19 protein-coding genes are annotated in these 19,093 nt (G+C 61.8%); 12 read left to right on the forward strand and 7 right to left on the reverse strand.

Annotation, left to right across the window (positions count from 1 at the left end):
- The 4 genes from ACIQ36_RS02030 to queE all read right to left on the reverse strand — a co-directional run.
- Positions 1-777: transporter substrate-binding protein (locus ACIQ36_RS02030; RefSeq protein ID WP_395825074.1), on the reverse strand; the 777-nt coding region annotated here is incomplete at its 3' end.
- 61 nt (positions 778-838) lie between these two features.
- Entirely contained in the window at positions 839-1,564 is a 726-nt protein-coding gene (gene queC, locus ACIQ36_RS02035; protein WP_395825077.1) for a 7-cyano-7-deazaguanine synthase QueC, read from the reverse strand.
- 2 nt (positions 1,565-1,566) lie between these two features.
- A complete protein-coding gene (locus tag ACIQ36_RS02040) occupies positions 1,567-1,950 on the reverse strand; it encodes a 6-pyruvoyl trahydropterin synthase family protein (RefSeq protein WP_395825080.1) in 384 nt (127 codons plus the stop codon).
- Positions 1,951-1,952: 2 nt separating this feature from the next.
- Complete coding sequence (queE, locus tag ACIQ36_RS02045) at positions 1,953-2,609, reverse strand: 7-carboxy-7-deazaguanine synthase (protein WP_395825083.1); 657 nt, start codon at positions 2,607-2,609, stop codon at positions 1,953-1,955.
- A gap of 111 nt (positions 2,610-2,720) precedes the next feature.
- Between queE and def the strand changes: the two genes are divergently transcribed.
- The 12 genes from def (at position 2,721) to ACIQ36_RS02105 (ending at position 15,830) form a co-directional block, all read left to right on the forward strand.
- On the forward strand, positions 2,721-3,251 hold the full coding sequence (def, locus tag ACIQ36_RS02050) for a peptide deformylase (RefSeq protein WP_395825085.1): 531 nt from the start codon (positions 2,721-2,723) through the stop codon (positions 3,249-3,251).
- Positions 3,252-3,261: 10 nt separating this feature from the next.
- Positions 3,262-4,170, forward strand: coding sequence for a methionyl-tRNA formyltransferase (fmt, locus tag ACIQ36_RS02055; protein ID WP_395825088.1), 909 nt, complete (start codon positions 3,262-3,264; stop codon positions 4,168-4,170).
- Between the two features lie 18 nt (positions 4,171-4,188).
- Positions 4,189-4,929 carry an SDR family oxidoreductase gene (locus tag ACIQ36_RS02060; protein ID WP_395825091.1) on the forward strand — a complete coding sequence of 247 codons (741 nt, stop codon included), beginning with the start codon at positions 4,189-4,191 and terminating at the stop codon, positions 4,927-4,929.
- A 165-nt stretch (positions 4,930-5,094) separates the two neighbouring features.
- Positions 5,095-7,236, forward strand: a complete 2,142-nt coding sequence (locus ACIQ36_RS02065; protein WP_395825093.1) for a methyl-accepting chemotaxis protein — start codon at positions 5,095-5,097, stop codon at positions 7,234-7,236.
- 99 nt (positions 7,237-7,335) lie between these two features.
- Positions 7,336-8,127, forward strand: a complete 792-nt coding sequence (locus tag ACIQ36_RS02070) for a DeoR/GlpR family DNA-binding transcription regulator (RefSeq protein ID WP_395825204.1) — start codon at positions 7,336-7,338, stop codon at positions 8,125-8,127.
- Between the two features lie 225 nt (positions 8,128-8,352).
- On the forward strand, positions 8,353-9,864 hold the full coding sequence (gene glpD / locus ACIQ36_RS02075; RefSeq protein ID WP_395825096.1) for a glycerol-3-phosphate dehydrogenase: 1,512 nt from the start codon (positions 8,353-8,355) through the stop codon (positions 9,862-9,864).
- On the forward strand, positions 9,861-10,943 hold the full coding sequence (locus tag ACIQ36_RS02080) for an ABC transporter ATP-binding protein (RefSeq protein WP_395825099.1): 1,083 nt from the start codon (positions 9,861-9,863) through the stop codon (positions 10,941-10,943). The genes glpD and ACIQ36_RS02080 overlap by 4 nt, the downstream gene beginning before the upstream one ends.
- A gap of 7 nt (positions 10,944-10,950) precedes the next feature.
- Complete coding sequence (locus ACIQ36_RS02085) at positions 10,951-12,045, forward strand: ABC transporter ATP-binding protein (protein WP_395825102.1); 1,095 nt, start codon at positions 10,951-10,953, stop codon at positions 12,043-12,045.
- Complete coding sequence (locus ACIQ36_RS02090; RefSeq protein WP_395825105.1) at positions 12,038-12,928, forward strand: carbohydrate ABC transporter permease; 891 nt, start codon at positions 12,038-12,040, stop codon at positions 12,926-12,928. Before ACIQ36_RS02085 ends, ACIQ36_RS02090 begins: the two co-directional genes overlap by 8 nt.
- Before the next feature lie 3 nt (positions 12,929-12,931).
- The gene (locus tag ACIQ36_RS02095; RefSeq protein ID WP_395825108.1) at positions 12,932-13,729 is read left to right on the forward strand and encodes a carbohydrate ABC transporter permease; all 798 of its coding nucleotides are present in this window, start codon (positions 12,932-12,934) and stop codon (positions 13,727-13,729) included.
- A gap of 12 nt (positions 13,730-13,741) precedes the next feature.
- The gene (locus ACIQ36_RS02100) at positions 13,742-14,023 is read left to right on the forward strand and encodes a DUF2160 domain-containing protein (RefSeq protein WP_395825111.1); all 282 of its coding nucleotides are present in this window, start codon (positions 13,742-13,744) and stop codon (positions 14,021-14,023) included.
- Between the two features lie 64 nt (positions 14,024-14,087).
- The gene (locus tag ACIQ36_RS02105; RefSeq protein ID WP_395825114.1) at positions 14,088-15,830 is read left to right on the forward strand and encodes an ABC transporter substrate-binding protein; all 1,743 of its coding nucleotides are present in this window, start codon (positions 14,088-14,090) and stop codon (positions 15,828-15,830) included.
- Between the two features lie 53 nt (positions 15,831-15,883).
- Here the strand turns inward: ACIQ36_RS02105 and ACIQ36_RS02110 are convergent, their stop codons facing one another.
- Genes ACIQ36_RS02110 through ACIQ36_RS02120 form a run of 3 tightly spaced genes read right to left on the reverse strand, consistent with a single transcriptional unit; the run spans position 15,884 to position 18,979 of the window.
- Positions 15,884-16,894: an ABC transporter substrate-binding protein gene (locus tag ACIQ36_RS02110; RefSeq protein WP_395825117.1), complete on the reverse strand. Its 1,011-nt coding sequence runs from the start codon at positions 16,892-16,894 to the stop codon at positions 15,884-15,886.
- Positions 16,891-18,333 (reverse strand): sensor histidine kinase, encoded by a 1,443-nt coding sequence (locus tag ACIQ36_RS02115; RefSeq protein ID WP_395825120.1) that lies wholly within the window; start codon positions 18,331-18,333, stop codon positions 16,891-16,893. Before ACIQ36_RS02115 ends, ACIQ36_RS02110 begins: the two co-directional genes overlap by 4 nt.
- On the reverse strand, positions 18,299-18,979 hold the full coding sequence (locus ACIQ36_RS02120; protein WP_395825123.1) for a response regulator transcription factor: 681 nt from the start codon (positions 18,977-18,979) through the stop codon (positions 18,299-18,301). Before ACIQ36_RS02120 ends, ACIQ36_RS02115 begins: the two co-directional genes overlap by 35 nt.
- Positions 18,980-19,093: the final 114 nt, after the last annotated feature.

The following is a 19,093-nucleotide window of genomic DNA, read 5'->3' on the forward strand; positions in this document are numbered from 1 at the left end:
GGGGGTATGGTTCGACATAATCCCCGCGCCGCGCAAGGCGACCATGAAGGCACCGTTGATCGTTCCCGTGCCGAAATTGAAAATCACATCGGGGCGGGCGGCTTGAATGCGGGCGGTGATCAGGCCAAAATCCCGCGTGTCGGCGGTCATATATTCTTCACCAACCATCTGGCCGCGCAGGGCGGTGATTTGCAGGCGCGTCAGTTGGGCCGCAATCCGCGCGTTCACGCCGTCGCTGCCGATAAAGAAAATGCGCCGCCCAAAAGTGTCCATCGACCATTTGATGACGGGGATGATCTGCTGGTTCGGCGCGGCCCCCAGCGAAAGAATATTCGGCGATTCCTCCATTCCCTCGGTGGGATAGGGGTAGACCAGCACCGAATCGGCGGCTTCCACCATCGGGCGTAGGCTTTTGCGGCAACCGGAGGTGGCGCAGCCGAAGAGCGCCGGGACTTTTTCCCGCTCCAGCAGCCGCTGCGCCCCCGCCAGGGCAACCGCGCTATCGGACTCGGTATCGACGACGATTGGCTCCAGCGGCCGGTTCAGCAATCCGCCCTTGGCGTTAATCTCTTGAATGGCAAGGCGCTGGGCTTTTTCCACATTGCGGTCGGCTACGGCCAGCGGCCCCGTGCGCGCGATGAGCAGGCCGATGCGAATGGGGCGATAGGTGGAGGGGGGGCCTTCCAGCGAAATACGCACCGCCCCCATCGCCGCCAGCGTCGCGAGGAGAGTGACGAAAACCCCAACCATAAACCCATTGCGCCGCCGCTGTGCCATCGCCCCCGCCTGTGTTGCGCCGCCATTCTGCGGCAGGGGCGGGGAGGCGTCTAGCACAGGGTTAGGGTGTGGTCGCCAAATCGGGCGGATCGGCGCGATAGGCTTCCCAGCCCTTGGCACGGAGTTGGCAGGCCGGGCAGGTGCCGCAACCGAAGCCCCAGGGGTGCAGGTGCTCGCGGTCGCCCAAATAGCAACTATGACTGTCGCGGCGGATGAGTTCGACGAGATCGACGCCGCCCAGGTCTTCCGCCAATTCCCAAGTGGCGGCTTTATCGAGCCACATCAGGGGGGTGTGCAGCACGAAGCGCCGATCCATGCCGAGGCCAAGGGCGACTTGCAGGGCTTTGATCGTATCGTCGCGGCAGTCGGGATAGCCGGAATAATCGGTCTCGCACATGCCGCCCACCAGATGCCGCGCGCCGCGCCGATAGGCCAGCGCAGCGGCGACGGTGAACATCAGAATGTTGCGGCCCGGAACGAAGGTATTCGGCAGCCCGGTTTGGGAGAATTGAATCGCCGCGTCCGAGGTCAGCGCCGTGTCGCTGATCGTGCCGACAACGCCGAGATCGAGTAAATGGTCCGGCCCCAGCTTGCCGCGCCACTGCGGAAACTGGGCGGCGATTTCGGCGCGCAGGGTGTCGCGGCACTCAAGTTCGACCTTATGGCGCTGGCCGTAATCAAAGCCGATGGTTTCGACGAGATCGAAGCGGTCGAGCGCCCAGGCAAGGCAGGTGGCGGAATCTTGGCCACCCGAGAAAAGCACCAATGCAGTTTCGGGAATTGCCATGATTAAGCCTCCTCACGGGTCGAATCGGGACCGAAGTAGGTGCATTTATCGCCGCTCGCCTGCCGCCACACCGCCACGCGGTTCAGGCCGGGCAGGCTGGGGGCGAGGTTTTTCCACAGATAAACGCAGAGGTTTTCCAGCGTTGCTGGGCCGAGGTTCGGCACGTCATCAAGAAACCGATGGTCAAGCTCGGCGCGCACGGCATCAAGGGCGCGGGCGAACAGTCCAAGATCAAGAATCATCCCGCTGACCGGGTCGGGCCTGCCGCGCACGGTGATTTCCGCGTGGTAGGTATGGCCGTGAATGCGTCGGCTGCTCTCGGTTTCGATTGTCCGCTCCAGCGTATGGGCGGCCTCGAAGTAAAATTGCTTGGAGAGTTCGAACACGGCTACGGAATCCCGATCATCTTGTGCGTTTGCAGGCTGAGGCGCCAGCGCGGGTGCGCTTGGCAATAGGCGACGGCGGCGGCGGTATGGCGGCTGCGCATCACGCCGCCATCGTTCAGCCCGTCCATCGGCTGGAGCCAATAATGGCTGAAAGCGTCGGCGTCCAGCCCGTCGAAGGTCTCAGGCGTCAGGGCGGTTTGCGGGAAGATCAGCTTTAGCTCGTGGCCGCGCTGCTGAACAAAGGGCGCACCCGCTTTCGGGCTGACGCAAATCCAATCGATCCCCTCAGGCGCGGGCAGACTGCCATTGGTTTCAACGGCAATGGTGAAGCCTTCCGCCTTCATCGCGGCGATCAGGGGCGCGTCCAATTGCAACAACGGCTCGCCGCCGGTGAACACCACATAGCGATAGGCACGGTCTGGACCCCAGAGAGCGCCGAGATGGGCGGCGAGGGTTTCCGCCTGCCCGAATTTGCCGCCGCCGCTGCCATCGGTGCCGACGAAATCGGTGTCGCAAAATTGGCAAACGGCATCGCTGCGGTCGGCTTCCCGACCACTCCACAGATTGCATCCGGTAAAGCGGCAAAACACTGCCGCACGCCCGGCTTGAGCCCCTTCCCCTTGCAGGGTTTTGAAGGCTTCCTTGACGCTATAAGACATGGGATAATCCTTTATCCCTGCCTTATAGCGAAGCGAAGGCCGGGAGGGCAGAGGGCTGCTGTGCAGGCTGCCATGCTTGACGCTTCTGCGTGCCCAGCTTATGTGAACCCCATGGCTTTACTTCCCATTCTCACCGCTCCAGACCCGCGCCTGAAGCAAAAAGCGCTCCCCGTCGGCACCGTCACCCCCGAGGTGCGCCGCCTGATGGACGATATGCTCGAAACCATGTACGTCGCGCCCGGCATCGGCCTTGCCGCGCCGCAGGTTGGCGTGCTGCGCCGGGTGATCGTGCTCGATATCTCGCCTGAGGCGGAAAAGCGCGCGCCGCTGCGCATGGCCGATCCCGAACTCGTGTGGGTGTCGGACCATGACGCGACCTTTGAAGAAGGGTGCCTGTCGGTGCCGCAGCATTATTCGGACGTCGCCCGCCCGGCGGAAATCCGTGTGCGCTACAAGGACGAGAATAATGTTGAGCGGGAGCTGGAGGCCAAGGGCCTGCTCGCCACCTGCATTCAGCACGAGATGGACCATCTCGATGGCGTCTTGTTCATCGATCATATTTCGGCGCTGAAGCGGAACATCATTCTGCGCAAATTGCTGAAAGTCAAAAAATCCGGCACGTCTGCCGCGCCCGTCGCGTAAAGGTTTCCCCATGCGCCTTGCCTTCATGGGGACGCCGGTGTTTGCGGCCCACGCGCTGGCGGCGCTGATCGCGGCGGGGCACGAGATCGTCGCCGTTTATGCCCAGCCCGCGCGTCCCGCCGGGCGCGGACAGAAGCCGCAACCCTCGCCGGTCGAGAGCCTGGCGCGGAAGCACGGATTGCCCGTATTCACGCCGGTCAGCCTGAAATTCTCCGACGAACAGGCGGCTTTTGCGGCCCTCAACCTTGATGCCGCCGTGGTTGCCGCCTATGGGCTGATCCTGCCGCGCGCGATTCTGGATGCGCCGAAACGCGGCTGTTTCAATATCCACGGCTCGCTGCTACCGCGCTGGCGCGGGGCCGCGCCGATCCAGCGGGCGATTCTGGCGGGCGACGGCGAAACCGGCATTACGATTATGCAGATGGAAGCGGGGCTCGATACCGGCCCGATGCTGCTAAAAGAGGCCCTGCCGATCACGGCGGAAACCACCGGCGGCAGCTTGCACGATGATTTGGCGGCGATGGGCGCGCGGCTGATGGTGCAGTATCTCGACAATCCCGACGCCTATCCGCCCGAGGTTCAGCCTGCGGAGGGCGTAACCTATGCCGCCAAGATCGATAAGGCCGAGCTCAAGCTTGATTGGTCCCTGCCCGCCGGGCACCTGGACCGCGTCATCCGCTGCTTTGCCCCACGTCCGGGCGCGTGGACGGAGATCAACGGCGAGCGGGTGAAGGTGCTGGCGGCGGAACTTGTCGCAGGGTCGGGGGCACCCGGCACCATACTTGATGCCGCCCTAGCGGTGGCGACGGGGGAGGGGGCTTTGCGCCTCACCCGCCTGCAACGCCCCGGTAAAGGCCAGGTTTTGGCCGATGATCTGTTGCGCGGCTGGGCGGTTCCGGCAGGTACGCGCCTTAGTTAATCCTGAAAGGATCGCTGAATGTCCCCCCCCGTCGTTCTCATTACCGGCGCCGGTCGCGGTATCGGCGCAGCTACGGCTAAGATTTTGGCCGAGCAAGGCGCGAAAGTGGGCGTGCTCGCGCGCCGCAAGGCCGATGCCGACGCGGTTGTGGCCGCGCTTCCTGAGGGCTCGGCCCTCGCCTTGGGGTGCGACGTGCGCGACCGGGCGGGGCTACGCGAGGCCCTTGAGGCGCTCGAAGAGGCTTTCGGTCCGCTGACGGCGCTGATCAACAACGCCGCCATCATCGGCCCGCTGGAAAATGTGCACGAGGCCGACCCGGATGTGTGGGCCGAAACCATCGACGTGAATCTGTCGGCGGCGCTGTGGGTTATTCAAGCGGTGCTGCCGGGGTTCTTGGCGCAGGGTAGCGGCACCATCGTCAATATCTCCTCGGGGGCCGCCCATAAGCCGATTGCGGGCTGGAGCGCCTATTGCGCCAGTAAGGCGGGGCTTGCGATGCTTACCCAGTCGCTGCACCTCGAATATGCGGCGGCGGGGGTGCGGGTTTTCGGGATTGCGCCGGGGGTAGTCGATACCGGCATGCAAACCGCTATCCGCGCTTCGGGCCACGCACCGGAGCGGCTTCGCGATCGCAGCAATCTGGCGCAACCGGACGCGCCCGCGAAGATAATCGCAGCGCTCTTATCTTCGGCGGCTGAGGAATTTCGCGGTCAAGAACTCGATGTTCGCAGTGAGCATCTGCAAAACATTATAAAATAGAGAAAGCCTCGCCCGGTTTTATTGCCCTCGGTCGGGTGTTTCCTGCCGATGCGGGATTGTCATAACCTCGTAAAAGTGGCACGCTCTTTCACCTAACAGGCCAAAGCGAAAAATAGCCTGAGAAAAACGAAAGCGCGCATAAGCGGCGCTTCGGGGGAGAGAATCATGCGCAACCAAACGGCCCAGTCCCGCTTTGGGATCAAAACCCGTCTGTATGGAACCTTTGCGCTCATCGCGTGCCTGACGGCGTTGAACGGCGGCGCGTCGTTCGTCTCGTTGACCGATACGGTGCGCGGGATCGGCAATCTTGGCGGCACGGTCCTACCGGCGGTTGTCTCCTCGCTCGAATTGGCCCAGGTGACGGCAAGTTTGCGGGCGGAAGCGCCGGGGCTTGCCCGCGTTGAAACCGCCGACGAGTTGAAAGCCCGCAGCCAGGCGGTAAGCGGTTTGGTCGCGAGCCAAAAAGAAAAACTCCAGCGCATGAGTGACATGATGCGCAGCGCGCCCGCTGTTCAGAAAATCACCGCGCTGAGTGCAGAGAATGAAACGCTGATTAAGCAACTGGCCGATTTGGGCGCGCAGCGCATTGTGATTCAGGAGCGGCTGGACAAAATCACCGTTGATACGATGTTCGACTTTGAGGATTTCAATGATTACGTGCGTCCGCTGATCGAGACCACGGAAATCGATCTGAAGCGCACGGTGCGCGCGCTCACGGAAGGCGGCCCTAAAACCGGCGAGTCGGCGCAAAAACTCTCGGCAACCGACCTGCCGACCCTGCGGGCTTTACTCGATATTCAATCGAACACCAACCTTGCCATTGGAATGATCACCTCTGGCGCCAGCGTGCCGCTCGGCAGCAGCTACGACACGTTGCAGCAGCGCTACAATTGGGCGGAGCATCGCATTAACACTGCCGTCGCCGCCTATCCTGACCCCGCCGACCGGGAGAAGCTGACCGCGCTGACGGGAACGATTTTAAAGCGCGCGCAAGGGGGCGACGGTGTGTTCGAGACACGCGTGCGCCAAGGAAAATTAGAAGAGCAACTAACGCAAACCGAAGCCAGTTTGGTCGCGGGATCGGAGGCGCTGGGCCAGATCGTTGCGGCGTTGGTCACGGAGCAACAGGCGACGGCGGGCGATACCGCGACGCAAACGGAGGCGCAGGCAACCCTGTCGCTCGGTGTGCAACTGGGGCTGAGCGTCGTGATGATCGTCTCCATCTTCCTGCTGGCGTGGCTTTACGTGGGCCGGTCGGTGATGCGGCGTTTGCAGCAGTTGGCCGAAGCGATGCGGCGGATTGCAGGCGGGCAGCTTGAGACCGACATCAACACGCGCGGCGGCGATGAAGTGGCGGCCATGTCGCAAGCCCTCCTCGTGTTTCGTGATACCGCGCGGGAGGTGGCGCAAGCCAATGCCCGCGTTGAAGCCGAGCGTGTGCAAGCCAGCCAAGAGCGGCGCGACGCCATGCTCTCCATGGCTACTATGTTTGAAGCCGACGTTCAGCAGGTGGCGACGCGCGTATCAGGCGCGGTCGAAAAAGTTTATGGCACCGTGCGCGCGATGAGCGATTTGACCGAACAGAACCGCAGCAAGGTGGATCAGGCGGTGGAAGCCGCCCATCAAGCCAATCACAGCGTCGGTCAAGCGGCGGCAGCGGCGGGGCAATTGTCGCAGTCGATTGCCGAAATCGCCCAACGGGTTAGCGAATCAGCCCATATGTCGGGCTCGGCGGTGCAGACGGTGACGGAAACCCGCACGACCGTTGAAGGGCTTTCGGCGGCGGCGTTACGCATTGGCACGGTGGTTGATCTCATTCATCAGGTCGCGGCGCAAACCAATCTGCTGGCGCTGAATGCGACCATCGAAGCCGCGCGCGCAGGCGATGCGGGCAAGGGCTTTGCCGTGGTCGCGGGCGAGGTGAAATCGCTCGCAACCCAAACGGCCAAAGCCACCGACGAAATTTCGGCCCAAATTGGCCAAGTCCAAACCATCGCCGAAACGGTTTCGCGGGCAATCCGGGACGTTCAGTCGGTTATCGTCGGCATCGAAGGGATTGGGGCGACGATTGCGGCAGCTGTAGACGAGCAAGATGCTTCCACCCGCGAAATTGCGCGCGGGTTGCATATTGCCGCCGAAAGCAGCACGGAAGCCGCGACGATTTTGGGGGATGTGACGCAAGCCGCCGCCGTTGTGGGGCGCTCGGCGGGGGAAAGCCTCGCGGCGGCGCAAATCCTGCGCGATGATACGGGGCATCTTTCGACCGAAGTGGATCGGTTTGTTTCGAAAGTTCGGATGGCGGTATAGGCTTATGAAGCGCAAAAAGCGCGCAAAAAAGAAGATTGAATGGCGGGAGGGAACCCTATGGCGCGTGCCACGTTGCAAGCAATTCGCCCCGATCTGCGGATGCAAACCGTTACAAACGACCGTCAGCAGGAGATTCTAAAACAGGCGCGCGCGAACGGGCGGGTAACGGTGGAAGATTTGGCGGCGCGCTTCGAGGTGACGCCGCAAACCATCCGTAAGGACCTCAACGATCTGTGTGAGCGGCGCTTGCTCTCGCGCGTGCATGGCGGGGCGATTATTTCGTCCGGCGTCAGCAATCTCGCCTATCAGGCCCGGCGCTTTGTGGCGCAGACCGAAAAAGAGGCGATTGGTCTGGCGGCGGCCCGCCACATCCCCAACCGCGCCTCGCTGTTCATCAACATCGGCACGACGACCGAAGAGGTCGCAAAAGCCCTCAGCCAGCACGAAGATTTGCTGGTGATTACCAATAATCTCAATGTGGCGACGCTTCTGTACCCGAACCCGCATATCGATGTGATCGTTGCGGGCGGGCCGGTGCGGCGGGTTGATGGCGCGGTGGTGGGCGAGGCGGCGGTTCAGTTCATCCATCAGTTTAAGGTCGATTATGCGGTTATCGGCGCGTCGGCGATTGATGACGAGGGCGCGCTGTTGGATTTCGATTATCGGGAAGTGCGCGTGTCGCGCGCGATTATCGAAAACGCGCGCCATGTGATCCTGGTGGCTGATAAAATGAAATTCGAGCGAACCGCGCCGGTGCGAATCGGTCATGTTTCGGAGATTGATCTCTTCGTTACCGACCGGCTTCCTGACGGAAAAATTGGCGATATCTGCCGCGAACATTCGGTGGAAGTGCAGGAAGTGGGCGGTTCGGAAGATGAGTTGGCGGTTTAAAGAAGGTTTCGATGGCACGAAACTGGCCGACCGCATATTTGTGTTATAAATGAACGGACGATATTTCGGCTCGATTTCGATGGCTTGGCTGAGGCCCTTAATAATTTATGCAAAATATCGCATTGCAGCACTGTGAATCCCTCTTGAGTTCGGATTGAGGCGCGAATACGATAAAACGAAATAAGGAAACGCGCGGGCGAAGATCCTGCGTTTGGGGGAGGAAAGATGGAGCAGGTCTACGACCTTGCGATCATCGGCGGTGGGATCAATGGCTGCGGTATCGCGCGGGACGCGGTAGGCCGGGGGCTAAAGACCTATCTGTGCGAGCAAAATGATCTGGCCAGCGGCACTTCGTCCTGGTCGACCAAGCTTATTCACGGCGGTTTGCGCTATCTGGAGCATTACGAGTTTCGGCTGGTGCGCGAAGCCCTGATTGAACGCGAAATTCTGTGGGCGCTGGCCCCGCATATTATTTGGCCGCTGCGCTTTGTGCTCCCGCATCACAAGGGCTTGCGCCCGCAATGGCTGCTGCGGCTCGGGCTGTTTCTCTACGATAATCTGGGCGGGCGGAAGCTTTTGCCCGGCACGCGCACGCTCGATCTGCGCCGGGATGCGGCGGGCACCCCGCTAAAGCCAGGGTTCGCGCGGGCGTTCGAATATTCCGATTGCTGGGTGCAGGATTCGCGCCTCGTCGTGCTAAACGCGATGGACGCAAAGGCGCGCGGGGCGCAGATCGAAACCGGGACGCGCTTTATCTCTGCCGAACGCCGGGCCGACCGGTGGCTGCTAGAGATGGAGCATCGGGATGGCACCCGGCAGCAGATCATCGCGAAAGCGCTGGTGAATGCGGCGGGGCCGTGGGTGGCGGACGTGCTGACCCAGCGCATCCGCTCGAACGGCACGGCGAAAGTGCGCCTCGTTCAAGGCTCGCACATTGTTGTTCGGAAGCTCTTCGATCACGACCGTTGCTATATTTTCCAGAATGGCGACGGGCGCATTATTTTCGCCATTCCCTACGAGCAGGATTTTACCCTGATTGGCACCACCGATCAGGATTATACGGGCGATCCGGCCAAAGTGGCGGCGACGCCCAAGGAAATTGCCTATCTTTGCTCCGCAGCCTCCGAGTATTTCGCCAAGCCCGTGACGGAAGCCGATGTGGTCTGGACCTATTCCGGCGTGCGCCCGCTCTACGATGATGGCGCGTCGAAAGCCCAGGAAGCGACGCGCGATTATGTGCTGACGCTCGACGCCCCCGGCACAGCCGCCCCGCTGCTCTCCGTCTTTGGCGGTAAAATCACCACCTACCGGCGCTTGGCCGAAGCGGTGCTGGAAAAACTTGGGCCGCATCTGCCGTCCGCGACGAAAAAGCCGAAAGGTTGGACCGGCGGGGAGCCGCTGCCCGGCGGCGATTTCCCCGTGACCGGGTTCGATGCCCTCGTGCAAGGCCTCCAGCAGCGCTATCCGTTTCTCAAAGCGGCGCATGCTTGGCGGCTCGCCCGCACCTATGGCACGCGCGCCGATCTTCTTTTAGGCGGGGCGAAAAGCCTTGCCGATCTCGGCCAAAGTTTCGGGGCCGATCTGACTGAACGTGAGGTTCTCTATTTGATGCGGGAAGAATGGGCGCGGACGGCAGATGATATTCTCTGGCGGCGCAGTAAACTCGGGTTGAAACTCGCCCCGACCGATGTGGCCGCGCTGATGCGCTTTATGGCCTCGGCAGGCGGTGCACCATGAGTCTCAGCCTGAAAAATATCTCCAAGCGCGTCATGGGTGAGGATCACATTACCGATGTGACGCTGACGCTGGATCGTGGCACGGTGAATGTTCTCCTGGGGCCGACGCTCGCGGGTAAAACCAGCCTGATGCGCCTGATGGCGGGGCTCGATAAATCGACCTCCGGCACGATGAGCTTCGATGGGCGCGATATCACCGGCCTTCCGGTGCGCAAGCGCTCGGTGGCGATGGTCTATCAGCAGTTCATCAATTACCCGACGCTGTCGGTCTTCGAAAACATCGTCTCGCCCCTGCGCGTGGCAGGTCTCGATAAGGTTGAAATCGAAAAGCGCGGGCGGGAAGCGGCGGCACTGATGCGGTTGGAGCCTTATTTGCAGCGCACGCCCTTGCAGCTTTCCGGCGGCCAGCAGCAGCGCACAGCAATTGCCCGCGCCCTGGTGAAAGGGGCCGATCTGGTGCTGATGGATGAGCCCTTGGCCAATCTGGACTATAAACTGCGCGAAGAATTGCGCGAGGAACTGCCGCGTATCTTCGGGGCAACGGGCAGCATTTTCGTTTATGCCACCACCGAACCCACGGAAGCGCTGCTGCTCGGCGGCCATACCGCGACGCTATGGGAAGGGCGGGTGACGCAGTTCGGGCGCACGGCGGATATTTACCGCGTACCGCAGGATCTGACGACCGCGAAAGTCCTGTCGGACCCGCCGCTGAACACGGTGTCGGTCTGGAAAAGCGGCAATACCTATCGCCTGCCCGATGGCAGCCAGTTTGAAACCGGGCGGTTCGCGGTTGCCGATGGGGCTTATATTTTCGGTTTTAGAGCCCATCACGCCGCGCTCACCGAGGGCGCTCATGGGGCGCTGACCTTGGCGGGCCATGTGGCCGTGTCGGAAATCACCGGGTCGGAAAGCTATATCCACGTCGATGCGGGGCAAGACCGCTGGGTTGCCCTGGCGCGCGGGGTGGTGAAGGTCGATCCCGGCGCGCCGATTCGCCTGTCGCTCGACCCCAAGCGGCTCTATCTCTTTTCCCCCAACGGTGCGCTCGTCGAAGCAGCCGATGCGGCCCTGGCAGCGTGAGGCGATCATGGCGCGCATAGACCTGCAAGACCTCGCCCATTCCTATCACCCGAACCCAGGGTCGGACGCGGATTACGCGCTGAAGCCGATGACGCGGACGTGGGACGACGGCGGCGCTTACGCGCTGCTCGGCCCGTCCGGCTGCGGCAAGACCACGCTGCTGAACATCATCTCCGGGCTGATTATTCCGTCGCGTGGCAAGATTTTGTTCGATGGGGTCGATGTTTCGACCCTGCCGACCGAAAAGCGCAACATCGCCCAGGTGTTCCAGTTCCCGGTCATCTACGACACAATGAGCGTTTACGATAATCTCGCCTTCCCCTTACGCAATCGCCGGGTGCCGGAGAAGGAAGTCGATGCCCGCGTGCGCGAGATTGCCGGAATGCTCGATTTGGGCCGCGATCTCTCCCGCCCCGCAACCGGTCTGACGGCGGACGCGAAACAGAAAATCTCGCTCGGGCGCGGGCTCGTGCGCTCGGACGTGTCGGCGATTCTGTTCGATGAGCCGCTGACCGTGATCGATCCGCACCTGAAGTGGGAGTTGCGCTCGAAGATCAAGGAATTGCATCGGCGCTTGCCGCTGACGCTGATTTACGTCACCCACGATCAAACCGAAGCGCTGACCATCGCCGATCAAGTGGTGGTGATGTACGACGGCGGGGTGATGCAAAGCGGCTCGCCGGAAGATTTATTCGAGCGGCCCGATCATACGTTCGTTGGGAAATTCATCGGCTCGCCGGGGATGAATATTCTCCCCTGCCGCCTGGAGGGGACCACGGCCTATGTGGGCGATCAAGCGATTGCCGCGCCGCATATCGGTCGTCCCACGGGGAACGGCCCGCTCGAACTCGGCATTCGCCCGGAATATGTCACCCTCGCGCCGCTTGGCACCGGGTTGCCGGTGCAGATCAAGCGCGTGGACGATCTGGGGCGCTCGCGCATCGCGCGGGTGGAACTCGCCGGCCAAGCGTTGATTGCCACCGTGCCAGAAGGGGCCGCGATCAACGGCACCGAGGCCAGCGTGGTGCTCGATCCGCGCGCACTGCATCTCTATGAAGGCGGCTTCCGCCGCGCGCCGACCGAGGAGGTGCGTCATGGATAAGACGGAAAATAACAAGGCTTGGCTGCTGGTACTGCCGGTCTTCCTGGTGGTGGCCTTCAGTGCGGTTCTACCGCTGATGACGGTCGTCAATTATTCGATGCAGGATACGTTCGGTAATAATCAGTTCTTCTGGAACGGCGTGGGCTGGTTCATCGAACTGTTGGACCCGAGTACGGACCTCGGCGGGCGCTTCTTCGATGCGCTGTGGCGGAACCTGCTGTTCTCCGGGATCATTCTTGCCATCGAAGTGCCCTTGGGAATCGCGGTGGCGCTCGCCATGCCGCGCCAGGGCTGGACGGTTGCGGCCTGTTTGATCGTCATGGCGCTACCGCTGCTCGTGCCGTGGAACGTTGTGGGCACGATTTGGCAGGTCTTCGCCCGCTCAGACATCGGCCTGTTCGGCGCGGTCGTGAATGGTCTCGGCATTCCCTATAATTATTCGCAGAATGCCCTTTCGGCCTGGGTGACGATTGTGCTGATGGACGTGTGGCACTGGACCTCGCTGGTCGCGCTGCTCTCCTACGCCGGGCTGAAGTCGATCCCCGACGCCTATTATCAGGCTGCGCGCATCGATGGGGCCTCGCGCTGGGCCGTGTTCCGCAAGATCCAACTGCCCAAAATGCGCCGCGTGCTGCTGATTGCCGTGCTGTTGCGCTTCATGGATAGTTTCATGATCTACACCGAGCCCTTCGTGGTGACGGGCGGAGGTCCTGGCAATTCCACCACTTTCCTCTCCATCGATTTGGTGAAGCTGGCGCTGGGGCAGTTCGACCTTGGCAAGGCCGCCGCCGTTTCGATTGTCTATAACCTCATCGTTCTGGCGGTCTGCTGGGTCTTCTATACCGTGATGACCCAGATGGATGCCAAAGGGCGGAGGAGTTAAACCATGCTCACACGCCGCCTTGTTATGGGGTCCTACCTCGTCTTCCTCATGTTGCCGATCTATTGGCTCATCAACATGAGTTTGAAGACGAATGCGGAAATTATCAGCGGGTATACCCTCTGGCCCCATACGCTGACCTTCGCCAATTACATCAAGATTTTCACCGATTCGTCCTGGTACTCGGGCTATTTGAACTCGCTGCAATATGTGGCGATCAATACGGTGCTGTCGATCTCGCTGGCGCTGCCCGCCGCCTATGCTTTCTCGCGGTATCGGTTCTTGGGCGATAAGCATCTGTTCTTTTGGCTGCTGTCGAACCGCATGGCCCCGCCCGCCGTGTTCGCGCTGCCGTTCTTCAATCTCTATTCGGCGATTGGGTTGTTCGATACGCCCTTTGCGGTAGCGCTGGCGCACTGTCTGTTCAATATCCCGCTCGCCGTGTGGATTTTGGAAGGCTTCATGTCGGGCGTGCCCAAGGAAATCGATGAAACCGCCTATATCGACGGTTATTCCTTCCCGCGCTTTTTCGTGAAGATTTTCATGCCGATGATCGCTTCGGGGATCGGCGTGTCGGCCTTCTTCTGCTTCATGTTTTCGTGGGTGGAACTGCTGCTGGCGCGCACGCTAACCAGTGTGGATACAAAACCCATTGCTGCCACGATGACGCGCACAATCTCCGCCGCTGGGATGGACTGGGGCCTGCTGGCCGCCGCCGGTGTGCTGACAATGGTGCCCGGTGCCATCGTCATCTGGTTCGTGCGCAATTACATCGCCAAGGGCTTTGCCCTGGGCCGCGTTTAGAGGAGCGCCCCCATGTCACATTTCGCTTGGATGGCCTGGACGTGGCAAACCGCCCTCTTTTTCGGCGGGATTGCTACCCTGCTGATAAGTCTAACCGTTTTGGCCGTGCTGCGGCCTGAGATTGAACGGGTGGGGGTCTTGCGCATCCCCACCACGCGGGGCGACCGCCTGTTCATCTCCTTGCTCGGCAGTGCCTTTATCCATCTCGCTTGGCTCGGGCTGATTTCGCCCGACGTCTGGTGGGCCTCAGGAGTTTCCCTGATCTATGCCGCAGCGGTATTCCGCTGGGTCTAGGGGCGACTTCGCTTAGAAGAAGACCGGATAATCCGGCGGACTAAAACTCAACAGGAGGAAGCCGATGACCCGTAACTTAATCATCTCCGTCTCAGCCGCCGCGATGCTGTTCGCAGCGGGCGCGGCGCGGGCGGATATGGAAGCCGCCAAGCGCTGGATCGATGGTGAATTCCAACCTTCGACGCTCTCGAAAGAAGAGCAGTTGAAGGAAATGGAATGGTTCATTAAAGCCGCCGAAGCCTTCAAGGGCATGGAAATCAATGTGGTGTCGGAAACGATCACCACCCATGAATATGAATCGAAGGTTCTGGCCAAGGCCTTCAGTGAAATCACCGGGATCAAGGTCACCCACGATCTCATCCAAGAAGGCGATGTGGTCGAAAAGATCCAGACTCAGATGCAGTCTGGCAAGAACATCTATGACGCCTGGATCAACGATTCCGATCTGATCGGCACCCACTTCCGGTATCAGCAGGCCGTGCCGCTGAGCGACTGGATGACGGGCGAAGGCAAGGACGTAACGCTGCCGACGTTGGATATTAACGATTTTATCGGGAAATCCTTCACCACCGGCCCGGACGGTAAGCTGTATCAGCTCCCCGACCAGCAGTTCGCCAACCTCTATTGGTTCCGGTATGATTGGTTCAACCGCGCCGACTTGAAGGAAAAATTCAAGGCGAAATACGGCTACGATCTGGGCGTTCCGGTCAATTGGTCCGCCTATGAAGATATCGCCGAATTCTTCACCAACGACGTGAAGGAAATCGACGGCGTCAAAGTCTACGGCCATATGGACTACGGTAAGAAAGACCCGTCCTTGGGCTGGCGCTTCACCGATGCGTGGCTCTCGATGGCGGGGAACGGCGATCGGGGCCTGCCGAACGGTAAGCCGGTCGACGAATGGGGCATTCGCATGGACGGTTGCCGTCCCACCGGCTCGTCCATCGAGCGCGGCGGCGACACCAATGGCCCGGCGGCGGTTTACTCCATCACCAAATATCTGGAATGGCTGAAGAAATACTCCCCGCCGCAGTCGCAAGGGATGACCTTCTCGGAAGCGGGTCCGGTTCCGGCGCAAGGCAATATCGCCCAGCAAATGTTCTGGTACACCGCCTTCACCGCCGACATGGTCAAGCCGGGCCTGGCCGTGATGAATGCCGATGGTACGCCGAAATGGCGCATGGCCCCCTCGCCGAAAGGCTCCTATTGGAAAGAGGGCATGAAGCTTGGGTATCAGGACGCCGGTTCTTGGACCCTGCTGAAATCGACCCCGGTGGATCGCCGTAAGGCCGCGTGGCTCTACGCTCAGTTCACCGTGTCGAAGACCGCCAGCCTGAAGAAAAGCCATGTGGGCCTGACGTTCGTTCGTCAGTCCGACATTTGGGATAAGAGCTTCACCGAACGCGCGCCCAAACTGGGCGGCCTGATCGAATTCTACCGCTCGCCCGCGCGCGTGCAGTGGACGCCGACCGGGAACAACGTGCCGGATTATCCGAAGCTGGCCCAACTCTGGTGGCAGAACATCGGCGATGCTTCGTCGGGCGCAAAAACCCCGCAAGCCGCGATGGATGCTCTGGCGGCAGCCCAGGATTCGGTCATGGAACGTCTGGAACGCTCGGGCGTTCAGGGCGATTGCGGGCCGAAGCTAAACCCGAAGACCACGGCGGAAGATTGGTTCAAGAAAGCTGAAGCGGCGGGCACGCTCGCACCGCAACGCAAGCTGGCCAACGAAAAGCCGAAGGGTGAAACCATCGACTACGACACGCTGATTAAATCCTGGCCGGCGACCCCGCCGACCAAGGGCTAATCTCGCGTTAGGTCAAGGAGGGCGCTTCTCGCAAGGGAAGCGCCTTTTTTTTGTCAGGGCTGCGTTACCAGCGATTGCCAGAGCGCGATAAACCCTTGCTGGTGCAGCGCGTCGGAATAGGCCAGCAGGGTGGCGTCGAGGGCGATGGGGCGTAAGGGGCCGGTTGCCTGCTCTTTGATTGTCGCCGGGCTCAGGCCGGGGGCGGGGATGGGCAGAATGGCCGAGAGATAGGTTTCCCGCGCTAGAATGGTTTGCGCGTCGGACGATAGCAGAAAATCGATGAAGCGGGCGGCGGTGCGCGGATGGGCGGCACTGCGCAGGATCATGGCGACGCGGGCGATAACCAGGGTGTAATCGGCGGGATAGATCAGATCGATTTCCGCCCCCGCCGCTTGGCGCTGGGTGGCGTAGGAGCCGAGAACATTGAAGGCAAGGCTAACATCGCCCCGGTCCAGCGCGTTCAGCATATCGCCCGAACAGCAGTAGGTTTTCAGCCCATGCTGGGCGAGACGGGTGACGAAGGGCGCCCATTGGCTATTGGTGGCGTGGTCGATTTTACCCAGGATATTGCCGAGCCCGCTGGTGATGGGATCATAGGTTGCCACGGGGCCAAGTCCGAAATTTTCCTCCGCGAGAAGCGCGAGCAACGCGGCGCGGCTGGTCGGCAGCTTGCGCCCGGCGAAGGCGCGGCGGCTGGCGACGAAAATCAGCGGCTCATAGGTGAAGCCGAAGGCCGAATCGGCAAAGCGCGCCCAGGGCGGCAGCCGCGCGGTCGCCGCCGAGCGATGGGGTAAGGCGTAGCCATCGTTAGCAAGCCGGAACTGCCGGTCAATCGCCGAACTAATGATGATATCGGGCGTGAACGGCAAGGTTCCGTCGAGAATCGCCTGATGCAGCGGCACCGTATCCATTTCGTGATAGGTGACGCTGGTGTCGCGCGCTTGCTGCTCGAAGGCGGCGATGAGCGGGGCGAAGGCGGCGCGGTCGGTCGAGCCGACGATGACGAGCGGCTCGGCGTGCGCAATTCCCGCAAAGAGAAGCAGTAGGGTTAAAATACGCATCATTTTTGCGTCTCCCCCTCGGGTAGGTGCGGAAAGCGCAAGGTGACGGCAAGACCGCCGCCGTCGGCGTTCAACAAATCGATCTGGCCGCCGTGGCCGCGCACAACGCGCTGGACGATGGCAAGCCCCAAGCCGCTGCCGCCCAACCGATCGGCTGGAAGCCGGGACGAGCCGCGCTCGAACCGGCGCAGCACGCGCGGGCGGTCTTCCGGCGCAATCCCCGGTCCATAATCGCGGACGGTTACGTTGAGATGGTTAGCATCGCTGTGCAAATTGATCTCCACCGGCCCAGTGGCGGGGCCATATTTCAACGCATTATCGATGAGGTTGCGCAGGGCATCGGCCAAAGCGCCGCGATCCCCCAAAATTTCTGCCGTAGCGCTGGTGTCGTCGGAAATGAAGAGCCTGAGACTGGTATCGCCCGCGCCGCCTAAACGGTCGTTGATAACATCGGCGCAGAGCCGGGCGAGCGCCAGCGGCGTGCGCGGGGTGAGTTCCAGCCGGTTGCCGATGGTCGCGTCGGTCAGCAGTTGATCGGCAATACGGGCGGCGCTGCGGGCATTGCGCAGAATCCGCTGAAGCTGTTCCTGCTGTGCCGGGGTGGCATCGCGCAAGGCAACCTCCGTTTGCGTGATGACGCTGGCGAGCGGCGTGCGCACTTGATGGGTGGCGTCGGCAAGGAAAGTGCGCGTTTCGGTGAGGGAGCTTTCAAAGCGCGCAAGCAGGCTATTCAGCGCCCGTTGCAGCGGTTGAATTTCCTCCGGCACGGGTTGGCGCAGGGGGGTGAAGTCGCGCGGGTCGCGGTCGGCGATCACTTGCTTCAAATCGACAATCGGGCGCAGCGCTTCCGTTACCGCCAGCCCGATCATGGCGGCGGCGGCCCCAGCCAGCACAAGCAGGCCGAGCACGGCATAGCCGCCCATTTCAAGCGCCTGGGCTTGGCGCTGCACCAGGGTTTGCGCCACCAGCGTCACCGCCCAGCGCGGCCGCTCCCCTTGGGTCAGCAGGCGGCGCACGGCGACGAGGCGGATCGGGACGTCCTTATAAGTGGTGGTGACGAACTGGGGCTCACTCGCGTCCTGGCGCGCGTCCGGCGCGGGGGGCGGGAGCAGATCGGGGTAGCCGGTAATCGTGCGGCCATCGTCGTCGAGCAGCCGATAGAAAACGCGATCATCGGTCAGGCGGGCGAGCATAGCGAAGGCCGAGGGCGGCACATCGGCGCGCAACGCATTCCCTTCCAGCCGGAACCCTTCGGCCAGGGTGAGGGCGGAGGCCGAGAGAAGGTGATCGAAGGCCCGCTCGCTCGCGGTATTGGCATAGCGCCAGGCGAGCGTGCCCAGCAGCCCGAGCAGCACGATCAGCGCTACACCCAAGCGCCGATACAGCCGCCGCCGCAGCGCCCCCGGCTTAGGGGGAGGCGGGCGGCGTAAGTTCGGCCACATAACCCAAGCCACGAATCGTGCGAATGGTGAAATCGCTCGCCTCCAGCTTCCGCCGCAAGCGCGACACGTAAAGCTCCACCGCGTTCAACCCCACCTCCTCGTCGTGGCTGAACAGGCGTTCGAGAATCTGATCCTTGCTGACGATGCGGTTACGGCTGGCGACGAAATACTCGAGCAAGCGAAACTCCCGCCGCCCCAACTCGAGCCCGACCGGCCCCACCGAAGCGCGTTTCGCCGCGCCATCGAAGGTGAAGTTACCGAGGCGAATCACCGAGGCGGCAAGCCCGCCGTGGCGGCGCAGCAGCGCCTGCAAGCGGGCTTCAAGCTCGCGCAGATCGAAGGGTTTGCTGAGGTAATCGTCGGCCCCCAGGGCGAAATGCTGCAACTTATCCTCAAGCCCGGCCCGCGCGCTGATAATCAACACGGGCGGCGCGGGCGTCTGCTGGCGCAAATCCTGGAGAACATGGCTGCCGCTATCGTCGGGCAGGCCAAGGTCGAGCAGCACGGCGTCATAGACCGTCACCGCCAGATAATCGCGCGCGGCGGCGGCGGTTCCGGCGAGATCAACCGCATGGCCCTGGTCGGCGAAATGGCGGCGCACGGCGTGGGCCAAATCTTCCGCATCCTCGATGACCAGCAACCGCATCCCTCCCCCTTTCCGCATCCTTCGGGCGTCTTTTTGCGCCTCCGACAGCTTGATGACAGTTCCCTGCTCTATACGAGAAACAGGGTCGCTAGAATACCCGTCAAAAATTTAGGG

Source organism: Elstera sp. (genome assembly GCF_044372965.1).
Taxonomy (GTDB): domain Bacteria; phylum Pseudomonadota; class Alphaproteobacteria; order Elsterales; family Elsteraceae; genus Elstera.

Bases quoted from the DNA above. Each gene is read 5' to 3' on its own strand.
- queC (WP_395825077.1), bottom strand. From the start codon at position 1,564: ATGGCAATTCCCGAAACTGCATTGGTGCTTTTCTCGGGTGGCCAAGAT.
- queE (WP_395825083.1), bottom strand. From the start codon at position 2,609: ATGTCTTATAGCGTCAAGGAAGCCTTCAAAACCCTGCAAGGGGAAGGG.
- def (WP_395825085.1), top strand. From the start codon at position 2,721: ATGGCTTTACTTCCCATTCTCACCGCTCCAGACCCGCGCCTGAAGCAA.
- fmt (WP_395825088.1), top strand. From the start codon at position 3,262: ATGCGCCTTGCCTTCATGGGGACGCCGGTGTTTGCGGCCCACGCGCTG.
- ACIQ36_RS02060 (WP_395825091.1), top strand. From the start codon at position 4,189: ATGTCCCCCCCCGTCGTTCTCATTACCGGCGCCGGTCGCGGTATCGGC.
- ACIQ36_RS02065 (WP_395825093.1), top strand. From the start codon at position 5,095: ATGCGCAACCAAACGGCCCAGTCCCGCTTTGGGATCAAAACCCGTCTG.
- ACIQ36_RS02070 (WP_395825204.1), top strand. From the start codon at position 7,336: ATGCAAACCGTTACAAACGACCGTCAGCAGGAGATTCTAAAACAGGCG.
- glpD (WP_395825096.1), top strand. From the start codon at position 8,353: ATGGAGCAGGTCTACGACCTTGCGATCATCGGCGGTGGGATCAATGGC.
- ACIQ36_RS02080 (WP_395825099.1), top strand. From the start codon at position 9,861: ATGAGTCTCAGCCTGAAAAATATCTCCAAGCGCGTCATGGGTGAGGAT.
- ACIQ36_RS02085 (WP_395825102.1), top strand. From the start codon at position 10,951: ATGGCGCGCATAGACCTGCAAGACCTCGCCCATTCCTATCACCCGAAC.
- ACIQ36_RS02090 (WP_395825105.1), top strand. From the start codon at position 12,038: ATGGATAAGACGGAAAATAACAAGGCTTGGCTGCTGGTACTGCCGGTC.
- ACIQ36_RS02095 (WP_395825108.1), top strand. From the start codon at position 12,932: ATGCTCACACGCCGCCTTGTTATGGGGTCCTACCTCGTCTTCCTCATG.
- ACIQ36_RS02100 (WP_395825111.1), top strand. From the start codon at position 13,742: ATGTCACATTTCGCTTGGATGGCCTGGACGTGGCAAACCGCCCTCTTT.
- ACIQ36_RS02105 (WP_395825114.1), top strand. From the start codon at position 14,088: ATGACCCGTAACTTAATCATCTCCGTCTCAGCCGCCGCGATGCTGTTC.
- ACIQ36_RS02110 (WP_395825117.1), bottom strand. From the start codon at position 16,894: ATGATGCGTATTTTAACCCTACTGCTTCTCTTTGCGGGAATTGCGCAC.
- ACIQ36_RS02115 (WP_395825120.1), bottom strand. From the start codon at position 18,333: ATGTGGCCGAACTTACGCCGCCCGCCTCCCCCTAAGCCGGGGGCGCTG.
- ACIQ36_RS02120 (WP_395825123.1), bottom strand. From the start codon at position 18,979: ATGCGGTTGCTGGTCATCGAGGATGCGGAAGATTTGGCCCACGCCGTG.